Below are 19,630 nucleotides of genomic sequence, written 5' to 3' on the forward strand. Positions count from 1 at the left end.
TTGAATGCACCTAACCGGTAAAACCATTTAAGGAGTTAGTCATGATCGATGTGCATCACCGCTACGCCATCGTGGACGGCCGCCGGCTGTTCTACCGCGAGGCCGGGACGCCCGGGAACCCGGTGATCGTGCTGCTGCACGGCTTCCCGACGAGCTCGTTCATGTTCCGCAACCTGATCCCCGAGCTCGCCGACCACTACCACGTGATCGCGCCCGACTACCTCGGCTTCGGCTACTCCGACGCACCCCCGGTCGAGGAATTCGACTACACCTTCGACGCATTGACCGACTCCGTGGCCGGCCTTCTCAGTCAACTGGGCGTCGACCGGTACGCGATCTACGTCCAGGACTACGGCGCGCCGGTCGGCTGGCGGCTGGCCCTGCGCGACCCGGAGGCCATCACCGCGATCGTCACCCAGAACGGCAACGGCTACGACGCCGGCTTCGTGGTCGACGGCTGGGTGCCCGTGTGGGACTACCAGCGCGAACAGACCCCCGAGACCGCGGCGGCGCTGCGCGAGATGCTGACCTTCGAGGCGACCAGGCGGCAGTACCTGGCCGGCGTGCCCGACGAGTCCGTCGTCAGCCCGGACACTTGGCACCACGACTACGCGTTGCTGTCGCGCCCCGGCAACGACGCGATCCAGCTCAAGCTGTTCCTCGACTACGCGACGAACCCGAAGATCTATCCCGCGCTGCACGACTACCTGCGCACCAGCGCGGTGCCGCTGCTGGCCGTGTGGGGTGACAAGGATCCGTTCTTCGGGCCCGACGGCGCCCGCGCGTTCGCCGACGACGCCGTCGACCCCGAGATCCACCTGCTCGACGGCGGCCACTTCCTGCTGGAGAGCGCCCTGACCCAGGCGATCGCGCTGATCCGCGACTTCCTGGCCCGCCGGCTGCCGTGATCCCGGAGCGCCCGTCGCCACCGGGCGATCATTCTCACCCCGCAAACACCAGTTGAAGCGTGCCGGGGTGGGGTAGAAGAGGCGGGTGAACGCTACGACGCCGGCGACCCCCAGCCGCGGATCGATCTACCGAAGCCATCTCCGGGCCTGCGCCACCGTTGCGCTGTGGTTCCTCGCGGTGTCCGCGGCCCTGTGGGTGCTGTCCTGGGTGGTTGGCAAGACCTGGGTGATCCTGCTGCCGGTGCTGCTGGCGCTGATCCTGTCGACCGTGCTGTGGCCGCCGGTGCGGTGGCTGCGCGGGAGGGGCGTGCCCGCGGCCGCGGCGGTGCTGCTCGCGCTGCTGGTTGCTCTCGGCGTGATCGTGGCCGTGATCGCGGCGGTGGCGCCGGCGATCATCGACCAGGCCACCGAGCTGGCCGAACAGGCCACCGCCGGTGTGGTGCAGGTGCGCGACTGGCTCGACGGCCCACCGCTGAACATCAGTGAAGCCCAGCTGAATTCGGCGGTCGCGGCGATCAACGACACGCTGAACAACAGCAGCGCGCAGATCGCGTCGGGGCTGTTCACCGGCGTGGGCGCGGCGACGTCGGCGCTCGTCACGCTGTTCACGACGGTGGTGGTCACGTTCTTCGTTCTCAAGGACGGTCCGGCGTTCATCCCGTGGTTGCGCCGCACGGTCGGAATGCCGGCTGCGCCACACCTGGCCACGGTGCTGGAGCGGGTGTGGTCCACCCTCGGCGGGTTCATCCGGACTCAGGCGCTGGTCAGCCTGGTCGACGCGGGCCTGATCGGGATCGGGCTGGTGATCCTCGGCGTGCCGCTGGCCTACGCGTTGGCGATCATCACGTTCATCGGCGGCTTCGTGCCGATCGTCGGCGCGTTCGTCGCCGGCGGTCTGGCGGTGCTGGTCGCGCTGGTCGCCAACGGCCCGGTGAATGCGCTGATCGTGCTGGGCATCATCCTGGCCGTGCAGCAGTTGGAAGGCAACGTGCTCCAGCCGTGGCTGCAGGCGAAGTCGATGAAGCTGCACGCGGCGATTGTGCTGCTGGCGGTCACGCTGGGCGCCTCGACGTTCGGTGTGATCGGCGCGTTCCTGGCCGTCCCGGTGGCCGCGGCGGTCGCGGTGGTGCTGCGGTACTACGACGAGCAGGTGGCCGCGGCCACGGGGGAGGACCGGCCTGCGCCCGACCGTGAGCCAGACGATGTCACCGCCGAGCCGGACGACGCCGACGAGCCGCCGAAATCGCATTCCACGCGCGCGAATTCGTGAGAACACCGCGCGGAATGCGATTTCGCCGCTGGGCAGGAACGCCGCTGAGCGATCGGGGTCAGCGCGCGAACATCAACGCGCGCTTGACCTCCTGGATCGCCTTGGTCACCTCGATGCCGCGTGGGCAGGCCTCGGTGCAGTTGAACGTGGTGCGGCAGCGCCACACTCCGTCGACGTCGTTGAGGATGTCGAGCCGCTCGGCGGCGGCCTCGTCACGCGAATCGAAGATGAAGCGGTGTGCGTTGACGATCGCGGCCGGTCCGAAGTAGGACCCTTCGCTCCAATAGACGGGGCACGAAGTGGTGCAGCACGCGCACAGGATGCACTTGGTGGTGTCGTCGTAGCGGGCGCGGTCGGTCTGGCTCTGGATTCGCTCGCGCGTCGGCTGATTGCCCGAGGTGATCAGGTACGGCTTGATCGCCTTGTAGGCGTCGAAGAACGGCTCCATGTCGACGACGAGGTCCTTCTCCACGGGCAGTCCGCGGATCGGCTCGATCGTGATGGTGAGCTGTTTCTTCGGGTTCTTCGGCAGCATGTCGCGCATCAGCACCTTGCACGCCAACCGGTTCACGCCGTTGATGCGCATCGCGTCCGAGCCGCACACCCCGTGCGCGCAGGACCGGCGGAACGTCAACGTGCCGTCCAGATACCACTTCACGTAGTGCAGCAGGTTCAGCAGCCGGTCGCTGGGCAGGCACGGCACGCGGAAGCTCTGCCAGCCGGCGTCATCGGGGGACTCCGGATTGAACCGGGCGATCTTCAGCGTCACCATCACCGCGCCCTCGGGCACGGGGGGAGTGTCTTGCTTGTCCAGAACAGGCGCGCTCATCAGTACTTCCGTTCCATCGGCTCGTACCGCGTCATGACGACGGGCTTGTAGTCCAGGCGGATGTCACTCAGAAGGTCCGAACCCTCCTTGTAAGCCATCGTGTGCCGCATGTAGTTTGTGTCGTCGCGGTTGGGGTAGTCCTCGCGGGCGTGGCCGCCGCGAGATTCCTTGCGGTTCAACGCCCCGACGACGGTGACCTCGGCCAGCTCGAGCAGGAAGCCGAGCTCGATGGCCTCCAGCAGATCGCTGTTGTAGCGCTTACCCTTGTCCTGCACCGTGATCCGCGAGTAGCGCTCCTTGAGCGCGTGGATGTCGGTCAGCGCCTGCTTGAGCGTCTCTTCGGTGCGGAACACCGCGGCGTTGTTGTCCATCGACTGCTGCAGCGCGCCGCGGATGTCGGCGACGCGCTCGTTGCCGTGCTCGCTCAAGATGTCGCCGACCCAGCCGACCACCATCTCGGCCGGCTTGTCGGGCAGGTCGACGAAGTCGTGACCCAGGGCGTAGTTCGCCGCGGCGATCCCGGCGCGCCGGCCGAACACGTTGATGTCCAGCAGCGAGTTGGTGCCCAGACGGTTGGCGCCGTGCACCGACACGCACGCGCACTCGCCGGCGGCGTACAGACCCGGCACGATCGTGGTGTTGTCCGAGAGCACCTGGCCGTTGACCGTCGTCGGGATGCCGCCCATGACGTAGTGGCACGTCGGGTAGACCGGCACCAGCTCCTTGACCGGATCCACGCCCAGGTAGGTGCGCGCGAACTCGGTGATGTCGGGCAGCTTGGCTTCCAATACGTCCTCGCCGAGGTGGCGCACGTCGATGTAGACGTAGTCCTTGTTCGGTCCGGCACCGCGGCCTTCGAGCACCTCCAGCACCATGGAGCGGGCGACGATGTCGCGCGGTGCGAGGTCGACGATCGTCGGCGCGTAGCGCTCCATGAAGCGCTCACCCTCGCCGTTGAGCAACCGGCCGCCCTCGCCGCGCACGGCCTCGGAGATCAGGATGCCCAGCCCGGCCAGGCCGGTCGGATGGAACTGGTGGAACTCCATGTCCTCCAAGGGAAGTCCCTTGCGGAAGATGATGCCCAGGCCGTCGCCGGTCAGCGTGTGCGCGTTTGACGTGGTCTTGTACATCCGGCCCGACCCACCGGTGGCGAACACGATCGCCTTGGCGTGGAAGACGTGGATGTCACCGGTGGCGAGCTCGTAGGCCACCACACCGGTGGCCACCGGGCCCGAGGCCGTCTCGGTCAGCGTGATGTCGAGGGCGTAGAACTCGTTGAAGAACTCGACGTCGTGCTTGACGCAGTTCTGGTACAGCGTCTGAAGGATCATGTGGCCGGTGCGGTCGGCGGCGTAACACGCGCGGCGCACCGGGGCCTTGCCGTGATCGCGGGTGTGGCCGCCGAAGCGGCGCTGGTCGATCCGGCCTTCGGGGGTGCGGTTAAACGGCATCCCCATCTTCTCCAGGTCCAGTACGGCGTCGATGGCCTCTTTGGCCATGATCTCGACCGCGTCCTGGTCGGCCAGGTAGTCGCCGCCCTTGACGGTGTCGAAGGTATGCCACTCCCAGTTGTCTTCCTCGACGTTGGCCAGGGCGGCGCACATGCCGCCCTGCGCCGCACCGGTGTGCGAGCGGGTCGGGTAGAGCTTGGTCAGCACGGCGGTCCGGACCCGGGGGCCGGCTTCCACGGCCGCCCGCATGCCCGCGCCGCCGGCGCCGACGATGACGACGTCGTAGCGGTGTTCAACAATCATGTGTCGCTCCCAGTCAGGAAATCGTCGCGTCGAACGTCAGCAGCACGTAGGTGCCGAGGACCAGCGTGAATGCCATCGACAGCGCCAGCAGGGTGTTGAGCCAGAACTTGGTGGAGTCCTTGCGGGTGTAGTCGGCGATGATCGTGCGCATCCCGTTGCCGCCGTGCAGCTGGGCCAGCCACAGCAGCAGCAGGTCCCAGGTCTGCCAGAACGGCGACGACCAGCGCTCGGCGACGTAGTTGAAGTCGATGCGGTATACGCCGTCTTCCCACATCAGCATGATGAACAGGTGGCCGAGGGCCAGGAAGACGAGCACCACACCCGAGAACCGCATGAACAGCCAGGTGTATTTCTCGAAGTTGGGCATTCCGCCGCCGCGCCGCGCCGCGCGCGGGTTGTCCAGGCCCGCGGGGCGGTCGAAGCTGCGCTGCATGACGGGAGCCGGGCCGCCGCGCTCGGTGATGTGGTCGTACGGGTTCTCGGCCATCTTCTTTCCTGTACTCACAGGAACCTCTCCGCCATGTGCATACCTATCACTCCGACCGACGCGATGAACACGGCGATGAAGACGCCGGCGACCACCCACAGCATCTTGCGCTGGTGCCGCGGACCCTCCGACCAGAAATCGATGAGGATGATCCGGATGCCGTTGAGCGCGTGGTACAGCACGGCAGCGACGAGGCCGATCTCCATGAGCCCGATGATCGGGGTCTTGTAGGTCTCGATGATCTCGTTGTAGGCCTGCGGGCTGACCCGCACCAACGCGGTGTCGAGCACGTGCACGAAGAGGAAGAAGAAGATGGTGGCACCGGAGATGCGGTGCAGAACCCAGGACCACATGCCCGGGTCACCACGGTAGAAAGTGCGGCGACGCATCGGCTGTGATCGCGGTGCCGGTATGTCGGTATCGGCTGGTGTCGCCGTACTCATGTGACCCTCCAACGCCATCGGTGGACGTTCGAAGCTCGGTCCTGCTTGCCGAAGCCCCAAACCTCGGGGCGACTCTAATCCCCTACGTACTGTCAAACGAACTAGCGTGGGGGCGTATGCGCTGCTTCCAGGGTAGAAGTTAGGGTCGCCTATCTGGGACTTCGGGTCGCGGGACGGGGTGTTCGGAATTGATTCAGAGTCGGATCGGGCGGCGTGACGTGACGGCAGAGATCGACTGGAAGTTATTGCGCCGTAAAGCAATTGATGCCTCTGAGTATGCCTACGCGCCCTATTCGCGATTTCGCGTGGGAGCGGCCGCCCTCGTCGACGATCACCGGATGGTGGCCGGATGCAATGTGGAGAATGTCTCATATGGCCTAGGTCTCTGTGCCGAGTGCGCAGTGGTCTGCGCCCTACATTCCAGCGGTGGCGGACGGCTGGTCGCACTGTCCTGCGTAGGACCCGACGGTGAGGTGCTGATGCCGTGCGGACGCTGCCGGCAGGTGCTGCTCGAGCACGGCGGCCCCGACATGCTCATCGACCATCCGCTCGGCCCGCGCCCGCTGCGCGAGTTGTTGCCCGACGCGTTCGGTCCCGACGATCTGGCCCGAAATCGCGTGCCCGCCGAGGAAACACCGTGACCGGCCTCACATTCGACGCGCCCAGCGTCATCCGGACCAAACGTGACGGCGGCGTCCTGTCCGACGCGGCGATCGACTGGGTGATCGACGCGTACACCCACGACCGGATCGCCGATGCGCAGATGTCGGCGCTGCTGATGGCGATCTTCCTGCGCGGCATGACCAACGCCGAGATCGCGCGCTGGACCGCCGCGATGATCGCCTCCGGGGAGCGGTTGGACTTCGGCGATCTGCGGCGTGACGGCCGGGCGCTGAAGCTGGTGGACAAGCACTCCACCGGCGGTGTCGGGGACAAGATCACCATCCCGTTGGTGCCCGTGGTGATGGCGTGTGGAGGCGCGGTGCCCCAGGCCGCCGGGCGCGGGCTCGGCCACACCGGGGGCACCCTCGACAAATTGGAGTCCATCCCCGGTTTCACCGCCGAGATCTCCAAAGGCCGGATCCGCCAACAACTCTGCGACATCGGGGCGGCCATCTTCGCCGCCGGGGAGCTGGCGCCGGCCGATCGCAAGATCTACGCACTGCGCGACGTCACCGCGACCACCGAGTCGCTGCCGCTGATCGCGAGCTCGGTGATGAGCAAGAAGATCGCCGAGGGCACCCGCGCGCTGGTGCTCGACTCGAAGGTCGGGTCGGGGGCGTTCCTGGGCACCGAGGCCGAGTCGCGGGAGCTGGCCCGCACCATGGTCGAGCTCGGGGCCGAGCACGGTGTGCTGACCCGCGCGCTGTTGACCGACATGAACGCACCGCTGGGACGCGCCGTCGGCAACGCCGTCGAGGTCGTCGAATCCCTGGAGGTACTCGCCGGCGGCGGACCCGGCGACGTCGTCGAACTGACCCTGGCCCTGGCCCGCGAGATGTGCGACGCCGCCGGCCTGGACGCGGTCGACCCCGAGCAGACCCTGCGCGACGGCACCGCGATGGACCGGTTCCGAGAGTTGGTGGCCGCCCAGGGCGGGGACCCCGATGCGGCGTTGCCCTTGGGTGCGCATACCGAGACCGTCAGCGCGCCGCGCGGTGGCACCATGGGAGACATCGACGCGATGGCGGTGGGACTGGCGGTGTGGCGGCTCGGGGCGGGCCGCTCGGCGCCCGGTGAACGGGTGCAGTTCGGCGCCGGCATGCGCATCCACCGCAAGCCGGGTGAGCCCGTCGCCGCCGGCGCACCTTTGTTCACCTTGTACACCGACACTCCCGAGCGGCTCGCCGGCGCGCTGGCCGAGCTCGACGGGGCGTGGAGTGTCGGCGATCAGCCGCCGCCCGCGCGCCCGCTCATCATCGATCGGATCACCATGTAGGAGGTTCTGCCGTGACGACACCGTTGACGCTCGACCACATCCGGCGCGCACCCAAGGCGCTGTTGCACGACCACCTCGACGGCGGTCTGCGTCCGTCGACGGTGTTGGAGCTGGCCGAGCAGTACGGCTACGAGGACCTACCCGCCACCGACGTCGACAGCCTCGCCACGTTCTTCCACACCGCCGCGCACAGCGGCTCGCTGGTGCGCTACCTAGAGCCGTTCGCCCACACCGTCGGCGTCATGCAGACCCCGGACGCGCTGCAGCGCGTCGCCCGCGAATGCGTCGAGGACCTCGCGGCCGACAACGTCGTCTACGCCGAGGTCCGGTTCGCCCCCGAACTGCACATCGAGGCCGGGCTGTCCCTGGACGCCGTCGTCGACGCGGTGCTGGCCGGCTTCGCCGACGGCGAGAAGGCCGCCGCCGCCGACGGACGGACGATCACGGTGCGCTGCCTGGTGACCGCGATGCGTCATGCGGCCCGCTCTCGGGAGATCGCCGAGCTCGCGATCCGGTTCCGGGACAAGGGTGTCGTCGGCTTCGACATCGCCGGGGCGGAGGCCGGATATCCTCCCACCCGGCACCTGGACGCCTTCGAGTACATGCGAAGCAACAACGCGCGCTTCACGATTCACGCCGGCGAGGCGTTCGGTTTGCCGTCGATCCACGAGGCGATCGCGTTCTGCGGGGCCGATCGGCTGGGCCACGGTGTGCGCATCGTCGACGACATCGAGATCGACGCCGACGGCACCGCGAGGCTGGGCCGGCTCGCATCGCTGCTGCGGGACAAGCGGATTCCGTTCGAGATGTGCCCGAGTTCGAATGTGCAGACCGGTGCCGTCAAGAGCATCGCCGAGCACCCCTTCGACCGGCTGGCGCGGCTGCGCTTCCGGGTCACGGTCAACACCGACAACCGGTTGATCAGCGACACCTCGATGAGCCTGGAGATGCTGCGGCTGGTCGAGACGTTCGGCTACGGCTGGAGCGACCTGGAGCGCTTCACCATCAACGCGATGAAGTCGGCGTTCATCCCGTTCGACCAGCGGCTGGCGATCATCGACGAGGTGATCAAGCCGCGCTACGCCGTCCTGGTGGGGTAAGCCGAACTCACTCCTCGCGCAGGCGGGACTCCGCGAACGACTCCAGCGACTCCCACTGCGCCACCGCGTCGGCGTACGGTCCGCCCGGCCGGACCGTCTTCGGGTCGAGCACGTGGGCGATCACCCGGCCCAGCGCGGTGTCGGTGGAGAGCTTGGTCTGGACGCTGGTGTCCTCGGAGTAGTCGCCGATGTCGCGCAGCAGTTCGACGGCGAGCTCGAGCTGATCGTGGTCGAGCGCGTCGGGACCCTCGGCCAGGTCGTCGACGATCCCGGTCAGGACGTAGATGTTGTCATCGGTGACGTCGACCCGCAGCGAACCGTCGGTGGCCGCGGTGCGGATGTCGTCGTAGGTGGCAAGGTCGGACAGGTCGTGGTCGTGTTCGTCGGCCAGGTAGCGGGCCAGTGTCCGCTCGGACGGGAACACGCTGATGCGGCCGTTGCGGCCGAGGAAGATCGGGTGGTCGTTCAGATAGCAGCGCAGCGTGAAGAACGTGCCGCGGCTGGTCATGATCCGGACCGGATCGATACCGACCCGCGACCAGAAATCCTTGTCGCTGCCGAGCACCTTGGTCGCGGCCTCGGCGGCCAGCGAGTCGGCCTCCTCGTCGGTGTCGACCACATCGTCGATGACCAGGTCGTCCTCGTCGGGCTCCGGAGCCGGCTCGTCGAGTTCGGCCTGGGCCTTCGCCACGGCGGCGCTGTCCACCTCGGGGATCGTGATGATCGCGTCGAGCGCCTCGATCACGTTGTCCCAGCTCTTGGCGATGATCTTCTCGATCTCCGCCCAGCGCTTGCGGCCGGCACGGCCCGCGAACGCCTCCACGCCGCCGCCGACGGTGCCCAGCACGGGGTTGCCGTTGAAGAACTTCGTCACCGCGGGCAGTTCACACACCGAACCCATCGACGACACCACCGCCAGCGCGCCGTGCAATGCGCGCACGCTGTCCTCGGTCGGCTTCTTGGAGAGCAGTTCCTCCAGGACCACCAGGTCGTGGGTGTTCTCATCGGTCGGCGCCAGCCGGTGGGCGTTGGCCTCGGTCAGCTTCTGCCACGCCGGGTGGTCGACGAGGTCGTTGTCGGTGCTGGTACGCACGAAAGCCGCCAGGTCGGCCACTGATTCCAGGACATAGAGGTCCTCGTCTTTACCGAGGAAGGCCTCCCACTCGTCGCCGTCGGCACGCCACCGCGGCGCCCACAGCGTGTACACGTCGCCCTTGGTCAACGTCAGTCCGATCGGCACGATGTCAGCAGCCATGCGGCACAGCCTAACGACCTGGCCCAAAGGCATCGTGGGCATGGCCGTGCTTAACCCCGGGCGTGGCCCACCGTTGCCGTACCGCAACCCGTTCGTCGCTTGGGATGTTGGTCAAGCCTGCCATGATCGCCGGGTGATCAGACTGGGCCTGCACGGCCTCGGCATCGGCGCCGGTGCGCAGCGCACCGTGATCGATGCGGTGGCGGCCGCGGCCGAGCGGTCGGGATTCGCGACGCTGTGGGTGGGGCAGCGGGTGGTGATGCCCGGGGATCCGCGGTCACAGCGCCCCTACCGCGACGACGGGGCGATCGAACTGGCCCCGCAGACCGACTGGCTGGACCCGATGGTCGCCCTCAGCTTCGCCGCGGCGGCGACCAACCGGATCGAGTTGGCGACCGGGGTGCTGGTGCTGCCGGAGCACAACCCGGTGATCACCGCCAAGCAGGCCGCGTCGCTGGACCGCATGACCGGTGGGCGGCTGTCGCTGGGCGTCGGGATCGGGCGGTCGAAAGCCGAGTACGACGCGCTCGGGGTGCCGTTCGAGGGCCGGGCGGACCGGATGGCAGAGTACGTCGCGGCAATGCGCACCCTGTGGCGCGACGACGTCGCGTCCTTCTCCGGACGGTATGTGGCCTTCGACCGGGTGCGCGTCAACCCCAAGCCGCACGGCCGGTCGATCCCGATCATGCTGGGCGGCAACTCCGATGCGGCGCTGCGTCGGGTCGCCGAGTGGGGCGACGGTTGGTACGGCTTCAACCTCGCCGACGTCGAGGAAGCGGCGTCACGGGTGTCGAAGCTGCGCGCGCTCTGCCGAGAGATGGGCCGTGACCCGACCGATCTGAAGGTGGCGGTCGCCCTGCGGGATCCGGTGCCTGCCGACGCGGGCCGGCTGGCCGACGCGGGCATCGACGAGTTGGTCCTGGTGGCCGGCCCGCCCGCGGACCCGATCGCCGCGGAGGCCTGGATCTCCGAGCTGGCCGGCAGATGGATGCGGGTACGCACCTGAGCGCACGCCCAGATCGCGTCTGTCGGAGAAGGGTCGGGTCAGGACCGCGTGGACTGGAGTTTCGGCGGTGCCGGCCGCGGTCGCGCCGTGGCTGCGGGCACCGGGTCAAACGCGGCCGGATCCTCCATGTACTCGCGGAAGACCCGTGCCATGGTGGCCGCCTGGTAGCCGTCGACGAATCGGTGGTCGAGCGTCATCGTCATCGGCAGCACCTGGCGGACCACGGGCTGACCGTCGCGGGCCACCACCTTGTCGATCACCCCGCCCACCACGATCACGAACGGCACGTGGCAGAACGTCGGCACCGGCGCGGCGGCGGTCTCCAGACCGTAGGTGCCGACATTGCTGACCAGGACGGAGCCGTAGGGGCGCGCTTCCAGCCCGAGCAGGGGTAGGGGCAACTGCAAGGTCTCGGTGACGAAGCCGATGCCGTCCATCATCCGGCGCAGGGCCAGCGGCGGCACCAGCTGGGCGATCGTCTTCGCCCGCTTGAACTGGGGATCGTCACCGTGCCGGATCCGCGCAGCGCGGTCGGCGAGTTCGCGGGCGACGGTCCACGGGGGCTTCTCGTCGATCCGCCGCACCACCGCCCCCGACAGGTCGGTCGCGGACGCCTCGACTCCCGCGACCGGATCGGAGCGCAGGGACACGACGAAGAAGCAGTCGATGGTCGGCGACGGCAGGAAGCTGCCGAATGCCACCCGGCCGTTGAGTCCCGGCAGCGCCACGAACACCTTGGCGGCGGCCCGGCCGACCAGGTGCATCGGGGTGATGTGCTCGCCCGTGGCGGCGCGGACCTCGCCGATGTACTCCTCGAGCCGGGTCGCTTCGACGTCCATCGTGGCCGAGATGATCGGGTCCGTCCGGGGCCGCCACGTGGCCATGGCGATCTTGCGCCACACGGAAAACGGGACCGACGACGTCGTCCCGAGCAGCGCTCCGATCATCGCCGATCCCCTTTCCCTCACGGGCCCCGACGGGAACTGCCGTCTGGGCCGGCGCGGTCAATTGTCAGAACGCGGCCCGCCTCGAGGCCAGAGCACAAGGTCACTTCGGGAGAACCGGGACGCGGTCGCTTCACCGACGGCTGCGCCGAGAGTCGGGACCTTTTCCTCTGTGGAGAGCACCGGCCCTGCGCGAGGATCTGGGCACGGCCGTGCGGGCGTGTCGTCAGCTGTGAACAGGGGTGTGCCATGTCGATGCCGAAGCCGACGGATGGCCGGGGTGTGGCGGTCGCCGGCATCCTGGGTGCCGCCGTGCTGGCTGCGCTGCTGCTGGTCCCGGGCCTGCGTCTCGGCGCCGACCGGCCGTGGCTGGGCGCGGTGGTGATCGTCGTCCCGACGGCGGCGCTGTTGGCCGCGAGCGGGTATCGGCACTACGGGCGCGGCCGCGCGGTCGCGGTCGCGCTGGCGGTGACGGTGATCGCCGGCGCGGTGAGCTGGCTGGTCGCGGTGTTCACCTTGGTCAAGGCGCTCAGCGGATCAGGGGTGGGGCTGGTGTGGGCGATCCTGCTGTTCCTCACCCCCGCGGTGTCGGTGGCGGCGCTCGGCGCGCTGGCGCTGCGCGTCGTCCCGGCCCAACCGCCCGGCGTCGTGGCCGACGACGCGCATCGACGCAGCGGCGCACCCCGATGACCGGGACGCAGACGGGCGCCGCTGCGGTCTCGGACCGCCGGCCGAGCGGCGCGGGCGCGCCTGACGCCCACCGGATCGCCGAGGTCGACACCGTCGTCGATGTCGCCGCTGCCGCCGCCCGCCAGTACCGCACGCTCGATCAGAAGCAGGTCGACGCGATCGTCGAGGCGATGGTGCGCGCCGGACTGCGGGCCGCCGCCGAACTGGCCGCGCTGGCGATCGAGGAGACCGGGTTCGGTGTCTTCGAGGACAAGGTCGTCAAGAACTACGTGGCGACCGAGTTCCTGCACGACTACCTGCGGGACAAGAAGTCGGTCGGCGTCATCGACGAAGACGTGGAGAACAACATCCGCTACATCGCCGAACCCATCGGTGTGGTGCTGGCGATCACCCCGGTGACCAACCCGACGTCGACCGTGTTGTTCAAGGCGATCGTCGCGGCCAAGACCCGCAACGCGGTGCTGTTCCGTCCGTCGCCGTACGCGACGCGCTGCTGCGAACGCAGCGTCGAGATCCTGCGTGAGGCCGCTGAGGCCGCCGGAATGCCGCGCGGGGCGCTGCAGGTGATCCCGGATGCCGCGCACGAGGTGACGCACCACCTGTTCGAACATCCGAAGGTGGACTTCGTCTGGGGACCGGCGGACCGAAGATCGTCGCGCTCGCCAACGCCTCCGGCAAGCCGGGCCTCAGCGTCGGACCGGGCAACGCGCCCATCTACATTCACGAGACGGCTGACGTCAAGGGCGCCGTCGTCGACATCCTGATCTCGAAAACCTTTGACTCGTCGGTGATCTGCCCCGCCGAGCAGACCTGCATCGTCGACGACGCCGTCTATGACGACACCATCGCCGAGTTCGAGCGGATGGGTGCTCGCCTGCTCACCGACGACGAGACCGCGAAGGTGGCCGACTTCGCGTTCGGCTGTGGCGACAAGATCTCGCTGGAGGCTGTCGGGCAGAAGGCGTCGGAGCTGGCGGCCCGCGCCGGGTTCACCGTGCCCCCGACCGTGAAAGTTCTTCTGGCGCAATTACCGTCGGATCTCGCGGAGCTCGACGCACATCCGCTGGTGTCCGAGAAGCTGATGCCGGTGCTGGGGGTGGTGCGCGCGCGCAGTGTGCAGCACGCCATCGACGCCGCGGTGCTGGTCACCGAGCACGGCGGACTGGGGCACACGTCGGCGATCTACGCGGCCGACGACGACGTCGTCGAACGGTACGGTCTGGCCGTCCGCACCGGGCGCATCCTGGTGAACGCGCCCACGGCGGTCGGCGCGCTCGGAGGCATCTACAACAACCTGACGCCCACCTTCTCGCTGGGTTGCGGAACCGGGGGCGGCTCGAGCACCACCGAGAACGTCAACTACCGGCAGCTGCTCAACATCAAGACGCTGGCGCACCGGCGGACCCCGCCGCATTGGTTTCGGGTGCCGTCGAACACCTACTTCAACGAGGGCGCGCTGGACAACCTGCGCGACCTCGACTGCGAGACCGCCGTGGTGGTCACCGACGCGCTGAGTGAGCAACGCGGCGTGGTGGACCAGGTGCGCGGCAAGCTGCGTACCCATCACGTGCAGGTGTTCACCGAGGTGACACCCGAACCGGACGAGGCGTCGATCCGCCGCGGTGTCGCGTTCCTGCAGCGGTCCGAGCCCGATGTGGTGATCGCCGTGGGCGGCGGTTCGGTGCTCGACGCGGCAAAGGCGATGCGGTTGTTCTACGAACATCCCGAGATGGATCTCGACGAGCTGACGATGCCGTTCCTCGATCCCCGCAAGCGGGTGGCGGACTTCCCGAAGGATCGGCACCGCATCCAGCTGGTGGCCATCCCGACGACGTCGGGCACCGGGTCTGAGGTGTCGCCGGCGGCGGTGCTGACGGTGCAGGGGCGGAAGGAGACGCTCGTCGATTACAGCCTGGTGCCCGACCTTGCGATCGTCGACCCGGTCCTGACGTCATCGATGCCCCCGGCGCTCACGGCCGACACGGGCATCGACGCGCTGACCCACGCGCTGGAAGCGGTGATCTCGATCTTCGCGTCCAGCTACACCGACGCGCTGTGCGCGCAGGCGGTGCGGCTGATCTTCGGCGCGCTGCCGCGGGCCTACGACGATCCCGGTGATCTGGCGGCGCGGACCGACATGTCCAACGCCGCAACGCTTGCCGGTCTGGCGTTCTCGAACGCTTTCGTCGGCACCAACCATGCGCTGGCCCACGCCGTCGGTGCCCGATTCGGCATCGCGCACGGGCGGGCCAACGGGATCTTCCTGCCCCATGTGATGCGCTACAACTCGAGCCTGCCGAGCAAGTTCATGCCCGCGCCCGGCTACTCGGCGTACGTGGTGCCCGAAAAGTATGCCCAGATCGGTCAATTGGTGTTCGGCGGTCACGAGCCGGAGGACAGCATGCAGCGGCTCTTCGCCGCCGTCGAAGATCTCCTGGACCGGCTCGACATGCCACGCTCGTTGAAGGAGTACGGGGTGCCGGAGGACGAATTCCTTGCCGTGCTTCCAGAACTCGCGATGACGGCGTTCGAGGACCTGAGCAATCGCACCAACCCCCGGATGCCGCTGGTCGAGGAAATCACGGCGCTGCTGAGGCTGGGCTACTACGGCGACTAGGGGATTGACCCATCCGGGCTGCGGAAGAAGCTGTCGTGAGCGAGCACATAGAGCGGCCGTTCGTAGCCGCACTTCTGGTAGTAGTCGACGGCGAACACCGACACGCCGAAGTTCATCAGGCCGCCGGAGTGGTTCGACACCGGCCTTGGAACGCAAACTCTTTCGGACAGACATCCTGCCGGTGTCGATCGGCTTTCCGTTCGGCTTGAGTGTGGTGGCCGGCGGTCCGAGTGCTAGTACCTGACGCGCGGCTGAACGCGAGTTTGCACTCAGGGTCGTGGTGAGTAGATCACGGCCGTCAGAGCAATCTCGCGTTCAGCTTCGGCACAAGCGCTGGTGGCCGACCTCGGGCTGAACGACGACGGGCCCAACCGGTCTCCCGGCGCCGGTCAATCTGCCGCTGCCCACCAAAATCCTCACGCGGGTGCTGCCGCCGATCGAGATCGCTGCGAGTTCGGAGACGAGCCCGGCGTGGCCAGGGTCGACGCGCACGTCCGTGCGGTGATGCAGCACGGCCTGGCCCAACTGGCACGTCAACGCCGGCTGCCCATCCTGGGCTGAGCGGCCCGGCGCGTAATCAGGCCGTCGGCCGCCAGAACCCCTGGAATCCCTGGCCGGCGTTGGCGGTGCGGATCGGCGACAACTGCACGGGATCGCCGGCCTCGACCATCAGACCGCCACCGACGATCATCGCGACGTGTCCGTCCCACACCGCGAGATCGCCCGGCAGCACCGATGACCCCGCGACCGCGCCGCCGATGTCCTGCTCCTGCGCCAGCCGTGGGATGTCCAGGCCCGCTTCGCGGTAAGCCCACTGGGTCAGTCCGCTGCAGTCCAATCCGACCCCGGGCGTCGTCCCGCCCCACAGGTAGGGCACCCCGAGCTGGGTCAGCGCGTGCCGGACGGCGCCGGCGGCCACCGCGTTGGGGGCCGTCACGATCGTGCCGTCGGGCAACCGGACGGCCACGCCCTCGCCGAATGACGCCGCGTCCGGTGTCCCGGCGTCGTCGGGTCGGGTGAACGCGGCGAAGTCACCGAGGGCGCCCGAGCCCGGTGCACCCGAACCGAAGCCCGAGCCCAGCCCGCCGTTCCATCCGGTGCCGGGGCCCGGCGCGCCCACACTCGGCGCGCCGGAGTGGTATCCGGCCGGTGCCGTCGCCGCCGAGGCCTGGGGAGCGGCTGGAACGGGGGAAGCGGCCGGAGCCCCCAACGCCGCGGCCTGCCCGTCCAGCTCGACCGAGAGTTCCTCGACCACCGCGATGGCACGGGCCAGCGCCTCTCGCGCCTCGGCCAGCAGCTCCCGTGCCACCCCCGGTGAGTCCAGATGGGGCTCCAAAGCGCTTGCCTTGGATTCGAATTCGTCGACGATGTGCTGCAGGCGACGATGGGCCCGGGCCACCGCCGAGGCCGCGTCGGCCGCCGCGGCGCCCAGCCCGCCGGCGCGCTCGGCGGCGGCGTCGACCGCCGCCACAGTCGACGTCGCGAACTCCGCGGCGGCGTCGGCCCCGGCACCCGACCAGTTGGCCTGGGCGCGCAGCCAGGCCTGGCCCGCCGCGTCGGCGATCTCGGTCAGCGTCGCGCGGACCCCGTCGAGCGTCGCCGCCGGATCGGCCGCACCGGACCATCCCGGCCCGACGAGCTGCTGCACCCGGCGGATCGGCGCGGTGAGTGCGGCGACCGTCGAACTGGGCATCACCGGCCGCCGGTGATCCGGGACGCGGCGGCGTCGTCGGAGCCGGCGTAGGCGTGCGCCGCCTCTGACGCTGCGGCGTCGCCCGCCTCCAACGACCTGCTGACCGTTGTCAGGAGCAGGGCCTGATCCTCCGCGGCCCGCGCCAGTGCGGCCAGGAAGCGGGTGCCGACGGGACCCAGCAGCGGTGCGGCCCCGCCGGCGGCCGCGGTGAGCCGGGCCGCCGCCGTATCGAGGTGGGCGGCGTGCGCGGAGCAGGCGGCGCCGTACTCGCGGATCGAGTCGGTGTCCACAGACAGCGGGGCGGGCATATGGATAGGACGCCGGGAAGCTCGGCGCGGTTCCCGTTAAGGTCTGGACCCATGGATGTGCGCGTTGTCGACCACCCCTTGGCCGCGGCGCGGCTGACCACCCTGCGCGACGAGCGCACCGACAACGCCGGTTTCCGCGCCGCGTTACGCGACCTGACGCTGATGCTCGTCTACGAGGCCACCCGGGAACTGGCCGTCGATACCGTGCCGGTGCGCACCCCACTGTGTGAGACCGCCGGCACGCGGCTGGCCGCCCCGCCGCTGCTGGTGCCGGTGCTGCGCGCGGGCCTGGGCATGGTCGACCAGGCGCACGCTCTCATCCCCGAGGCCCGCGTCGGCTTCGTCGGGGTGGCGCGCAACGAGGAGACCCACCAGCCCACCCCGTATCTGGAATCGCTGCCCGACGATCTGAGTCACCAGCCGGTGATCGTGCTGGACCCGATGCTGGCCACCGGCGGGTCGATGGCTCACACGCTGGAACTGCTTTACGCGCGTGATGCGGTGGATGTGACCGCGATCTGCGTGGTCGTCGCACCCGAAGGTCTGCGCGCGCTGGAGAAGGTGGCTCCCGAGCTACGTTTGTTCACCGCGACCATCGACTCGGGCCTCAACGACTACGCCTACATCGTGCCGGGCCTCGGCGACGCCGGCGACCGCCAGTTCGGCCCCCGCTGACACCGCCGAAATCGCATTCCACGCGCGTCAAGTCGCGAAAATTCCGCACGGAATGCGATTTCGGCGGATCATGGCCAGGCGCGCACCGCGGCGGCCACCGTGTCCTGCACCCGGGCGGCCCGGGCCCGAGCGGCGGCCAACTCCCCGGAACACCGGATCTCGATGTAACTCTTCAGCTTCGGCTCGGTGCCGGACGGGCGGGTCACCACCCGCACCGAGGTCGTGTCGTCACCGCCGGTGAACACCAGGGCGTCGGTGCGCGCCGCCAGATCGGTCGCTGCCAGATCGGCGACTGTGACCGGGAATCCGGCGATCTGCGCCGGAGGCGCGGCACGCAGCCGTTCCATCAGCGCCGCCGCGTCCTGCGGTGAATCCACCCGCCGGGTGACGGCCGAGGTGCTGTGCACGCCGTGGCGGCGGGCCAGGTCGTCGAGCGCGTCGAGCACTGTCAGGCCCCGGTTGCGCAGTGCGACAACCAGATCAGCGGCTAGCACAGCCGCGCTGATGCCGTCCTTGTCGCGCACGGCCTCGGGGTCCACGCAATGCCCGATCGCTTCCTCGTAGGCGTACAGCAGGGCCGCGTCTTCCATGCCGTCGTCGGCGCGGGCCAGCCATTTGAACCCGGTCAGCGTCTCGACGTGGCGGGCCCCGCGTTCGACGGCGATGGCGGCCAGCATCCGCGACGACACCACGGTGCTGGCCACTACGGCGTGGGTGTTGTCGCCCTGTGAGAGCAGGTAATCGCCCAGCAGCCAACCGGTTTCGTCACCCGAGAGCATCCGCCAACCGTGCGGGGTGGGCACCCCGATCGCGCAGCGGTCGGCGTCGGGATCCAGCGCGATCGCGATGTCGGCGTCCACGGCGGCGGCCAGGGCGGTCAGCTCGTCCGACGCGCCGGGTTCCTCGGGGTTCGGGAAGGCCACGGTCGGGAAGTCCGGGTCGGGCGCGAACTGACGCTCGACGACGTGCACGTCGTCGAATCCGGCCAACGCCAGTGCGTCGAGTGCGAATTCACCGCCCACCCCGTGCATCGGGGTCAATGCGATCCGCGCCGTGCCGGTGGTGCGGCGCACCGTGGCGGCGCGTTCGGCATAGGCGCGCAGCAGGTCGATGCCCGACGTGTCGACAGGACGGAGCGGGATCTCGTCTGCCGGCGGCGCCGACGCGATGGCGTGCTCGATGTCGCGGTCGGTGGGGGAGACGATCTGCAGCCCGCCGGCGAAGTACACCTTGTACCCGTTGTCCTGCGGTGGATTGTGCGATGCGGTGATCTGCACCCCGGCCGCGGCGCCGGTGGTGCGGACGGCGAACGCCACGGCCGGCGTCGGCACCGCGCACGGCATCAGGGTCACGGAAAAGCCCTGCGCGGAAAGAACTTCGGCAGCGGCGCGGCCGAACTCGGCGGAGCGGTGCCGGGCGTCGTAACCCACCACGACGCGCGATCCGCCCAGTGTGCGGTCGGTCAGCACCCGGGCCACCGCCCACGTCGCCCGCAGCACCACCGCGAGGTTCATGCCGTTGGGGCCCGCCCGCAGCGGCCCGCGCAGGCCTGCGGTGCCGAATGTCAGCGACCCGGTGAAACGCTCGGCCAGCTCGTCGTCCGTGCAGGCGGCGAGCTCGGCGGCCGAGGCCGGATCGGGGTCGTGAGACAGCCACTCCTGCACAGCAGTTCGCAACGGCGAGGTCACCCCGTCATTGTGCCCTGACGGCGC

The 19,630-nt window shown here is 69.1% G+C and carries 18 protein-coding genes and 2 pseudogenes; 10 read left to right on the top strand and 10 right to left on the bottom strand.

Going from position 1 to position 19,630, the window contains the following annotated elements:
* Positions 1–41: 41 nt before the first annotated feature.
* Positions 42–908: an alpha/beta fold hydrolase gene (locus ACTWP6_RS10660; protein ID WP_260757564.1), complete on the top strand. Its 867-nt coding sequence runs from the start codon at positions 42–44 to the stop codon at positions 906–908.
* A gap of 85 nt (positions 909–993) precedes the next feature.
* Positions 994–2,178, top strand: coding sequence for an AI-2E family transporter (locus ACTWP6_RS10665; RefSeq protein ID WP_443187627.1), 1,185 nt, complete (start codon positions 994–996; stop codon positions 2,176–2,178).
* 58 nt (positions 2,179–2,236) lie between these two features.
* Here the strand turns inward: ACTWP6_RS10665 and ACTWP6_RS10670 are convergent, their stop codons facing one another.
* The 4 genes from ACTWP6_RS10670 to sdhC are packed head-to-tail and all read right to left on the bottom strand — an operon-like array spanning position 2,237 to position 5,691.
* On the bottom strand, positions 2,237–3,007 hold the full coding sequence (locus ACTWP6_RS10670) for a succinate dehydrogenase iron-sulfur subunit (RefSeq protein ID WP_260757566.1): 771 nt from the start codon (positions 3,005–3,007) through the stop codon (positions 2,237–2,239).
* Complete coding sequence (sdhA, locus tag ACTWP6_RS10675) at positions 3,007–4,761, bottom strand: succinate dehydrogenase flavoprotein subunit (protein WP_260757567.1); 1,755 nt, start codon at positions 4,759–4,761, stop codon at positions 3,007–3,009. Before sdhA ends, ACTWP6_RS10670 begins: the two co-directional genes overlap by 1 nt.
* A gap of 13 nt (positions 4,762–4,774) precedes the next feature.
* On the bottom strand, positions 4,775–5,248 hold the full coding sequence (locus ACTWP6_RS10680; protein WP_260757976.1) for a succinate dehydrogenase hydrophobic membrane anchor subunit: 474 nt from the start codon (positions 5,246–5,248) through the stop codon (positions 4,775–4,777).
* Between the two features lie 14 nt (positions 5,249–5,262).
* On the bottom strand, positions 5,263–5,691 hold the full coding sequence (gene sdhC / locus ACTWP6_RS10685) for a succinate dehydrogenase, cytochrome b556 subunit (RefSeq protein WP_260757568.1): 429 nt from the start codon (positions 5,689–5,691) through the stop codon (positions 5,263–5,265).
* A gap of 218 nt (positions 5,692–5,909) precedes the next feature.
* On the opposite strand from sdhC, the gene ACTWP6_RS10690 reads away from it, so the two are divergent.
* The 3 genes from ACTWP6_RS10690 to ACTWP6_RS10700 are packed head-to-tail and all read left to right on the top strand — an operon-like array spanning position 5,910 to position 8,730.
* On the top strand, positions 5,910–6,332 hold the full coding sequence (locus ACTWP6_RS10690; protein ID WP_260757569.1) for a cytidine deaminase: 423 nt from the start codon (positions 5,910–5,912) through the stop codon (positions 6,330–6,332).
* A complete protein-coding gene (locus ACTWP6_RS10695; protein WP_260757570.1) occupies positions 6,329–7,630 on the top strand; it encodes a thymidine phosphorylase in 1,302 nt (433 codons plus the stop codon). Before ACTWP6_RS10690 ends, ACTWP6_RS10695 begins: the two co-directional genes overlap by 4 nt.
* 11 nt (positions 7,631–7,641) lie before the next feature.
* Positions 7,642–8,730 (top strand): adenosine deaminase, encoded by a 1,089-nt coding sequence (locus ACTWP6_RS10700; protein WP_260757572.1) that lies wholly within the window; start codon positions 7,642–7,644, stop codon positions 8,728–8,730.
* Between the two features lie 7 nt (positions 8,731–8,737).
* Here the strand turns inward: ACTWP6_RS10700 and satS are convergent, their stop codons facing one another.
* Positions 8,738–9,985 (bottom strand): protein export chaperone SatS, encoded by a 1,248-nt coding sequence (gene satS / locus ACTWP6_RS10705; RefSeq protein WP_260757573.1) that lies wholly within the window; start codon positions 9,983–9,985, stop codon positions 8,738–8,740.
* A 136-nt stretch (positions 9,986–10,121) separates the two neighbouring features.
* On the opposite strand from satS, the gene ACTWP6_RS10710 reads away from it, so the two are divergent.
* Positions 10,122–10,991 (top strand): LLM class F420-dependent oxidoreductase, encoded by an 870-nt coding sequence (locus ACTWP6_RS10710; RefSeq protein WP_260757977.1) that lies wholly within the window; start codon positions 10,122–10,124, stop codon positions 10,989–10,991.
* A 38-nt stretch (positions 10,992–11,029) separates the two neighbouring features.
* Here the strand turns inward: ACTWP6_RS10710 and ACTWP6_RS10715 are convergent, their stop codons facing one another.
* Positions 11,030–11,938, bottom strand: a complete 909-nt coding sequence (locus ACTWP6_RS10715) for a 2-oxo acid dehydrogenase subunit E2 (protein WP_260757575.1) — start codon at positions 11,936–11,938, stop codon at positions 11,030–11,032.
* 252 nt (positions 11,939–12,190) lie between these two features.
* Here ACTWP6_RS10715 and ACTWP6_RS10720 point away from each other — a divergent pair, with 252 nt between their 5' ends.
* Entirely contained in the window at positions 12,191–12,625 is a 435-nt protein-coding gene (locus tag ACTWP6_RS10720) for a hypothetical protein (RefSeq protein WP_260757576.1), read from the top strand.
* Positions 12,622–15,242, top strand: a pseudogene (adhE, locus tag ACTWP6_RS10725) (bifunctional acetaldehyde-CoA/alcohol dehydrogenase). The gene ACTWP6_RS10720 and the pseudogene adhE overlap by 4 nt, the downstream one beginning before the upstream one ends.
* On the opposite strand, the gene ACTWP6_RS10730 reads toward adhE, so the two are convergent.
* Positions 15,239–15,382 (bottom strand): hypothetical protein, encoded by a 144-nt coding sequence (locus ACTWP6_RS10730; protein WP_313901376.1) that lies wholly within the window; start codon positions 15,380–15,382, stop codon positions 15,239–15,241. The pseudogene adhE and the gene ACTWP6_RS10730 sit on opposite strands and share 4 nt — an antisense overlap.
* A 227-nt stretch (positions 15,383–15,609) precedes the next feature.
* Here ACTWP6_RS10730 and ACTWP6_RS10735 point away from each other — a divergent pair.
* Positions 15,610–15,803 (top strand): annotated as a pseudogene (locus ACTWP6_RS10735) (glycerol acyltransferase); the annotation flags it as partial.
* A gap of 16 nt (positions 15,804–15,819) precedes the next feature.
* Here the strand turns inward: ACTWP6_RS10735 and ACTWP6_RS10740 are convergent.
* Both ACTWP6_RS10740 and ACTWP6_RS10745 read right to left on the bottom strand, forming a co-directional pair.
* Positions 15,820–16,935, bottom strand: a complete 1,116-nt coding sequence (locus ACTWP6_RS10740) for a C40 family peptidase (protein ID WP_260757577.1) — start codon at positions 16,933–16,935, stop codon at positions 15,820–15,822.
* Positions 16,935–17,243, bottom strand: a complete 309-nt coding sequence (locus ACTWP6_RS10745; RefSeq protein ID WP_260757578.1) for a type VII secretion target — start codon at positions 17,241–17,243, stop codon at positions 16,935–16,937. Before ACTWP6_RS10745 ends, ACTWP6_RS10740 begins: the two co-directional genes overlap by 1 nt.
* Positions 17,244–17,294: 51 nt before the next feature.
* Here ACTWP6_RS10745 and upp point away from each other — a divergent pair, with 51 nt between their 5' ends.
* On the top strand, positions 17,295–17,918 hold the full coding sequence (gene upp, locus ACTWP6_RS10750) for a uracil phosphoribosyltransferase (RefSeq protein ID WP_260757579.1): 624 nt from the start codon (positions 17,295–17,297) through the stop codon (positions 17,916–17,918).
* Positions 17,919–17,986: 68 nt separating this feature from the next.
* Here the strand turns inward: upp and ACTWP6_RS10755 are convergent, their stop codons facing one another.
* Positions 17,987–19,606 carry a phospho-sugar mutase gene (locus tag ACTWP6_RS10755; RefSeq protein ID WP_443187628.1) on the bottom strand — a complete coding sequence of 540 codons (1,620 nt, stop codon included), beginning with the start codon at positions 19,604–19,606 and terminating at the stop codon, positions 17,987–17,989.
* Between the last annotated feature and the right edge of the window lie 24 nt (positions 19,607–19,630).

The organism is Mycobacterium sp. 4D054, from assembly GCF_052245755.1.
In the GTDB taxonomy this organism is placed as follows: domain Bacteria; phylum Actinomycetota; class Actinomycetes; order Mycobacteriales; family Mycobacteriaceae; genus Mycobacterium.

Coding starts and splice junctions, on each gene's coding strand:
- ACTWP6_RS10660 (WP_260757564.1), top strand. CDS start 42: ATGATCGATGTGCATCACCGCTACGCCATCGTGGACGGCCGCCGGCTG.
- ACTWP6_RS10670 (WP_260757566.1), bottom strand. CDS start 3,007: ATGAGCGCGCCTGTTCTGGACAAGCAAGACACTCCCCCCGTGCCCGAG.
- sdhA (WP_260757567.1), bottom strand. CDS start 4,761: ATGATTGTTGAACACCGCTACGACGTCGTCATCGTCGGCGCCGGCGGC.
- ACTWP6_RS10680 (WP_260757976.1), bottom strand. CDS start 5,248: ATGGCCGAGAACCCGTACGACCACATCACCGAGCGCGGCGGCCCGGCT.
- sdhC (WP_260757568.1), bottom strand. CDS start 5,691: ATGAGTACGGCGACACCAGCCGATACCGACATACCGGCACCGCGATCA.
- satS (WP_260757573.1), bottom strand. CDS start 9,985: ATGGCTGCTGACATCGTGCCGATCGGACTGACGTTGACCAAGGGCGAC.
- ACTWP6_RS10715 (WP_260757575.1), bottom strand. CDS start 11,938: ATGATCGGAGCGCTGCTCGGGACGACGTCGTCGGTCCCGTTTTCCGTG.
- ACTWP6_RS10720 (WP_260757576.1), top strand. CDS start 12,191: ATGCCGAAGCCGACGGATGGCCGGGGTGTGGCGGTCGCCGGCATCCTG.
- ACTWP6_RS10740 (WP_260757577.1), bottom strand. CDS start 16,935: ATGCCCAGTTCGACGGTCGCCGCACTCACCGCGCCGATCCGCCGGGTG.
- ACTWP6_RS10745 (WP_260757578.1), bottom strand. CDS start 17,243: ATGCCCGCCCCGCTGTCTGTGGACACCGACTCGATCCGCGAGTACGGC.
- upp (WP_260757579.1), top strand. CDS start 17,295: ATGGATGTGCGCGTTGTCGACCACCCCTTGGCCGCGGCGCGGCTGACC.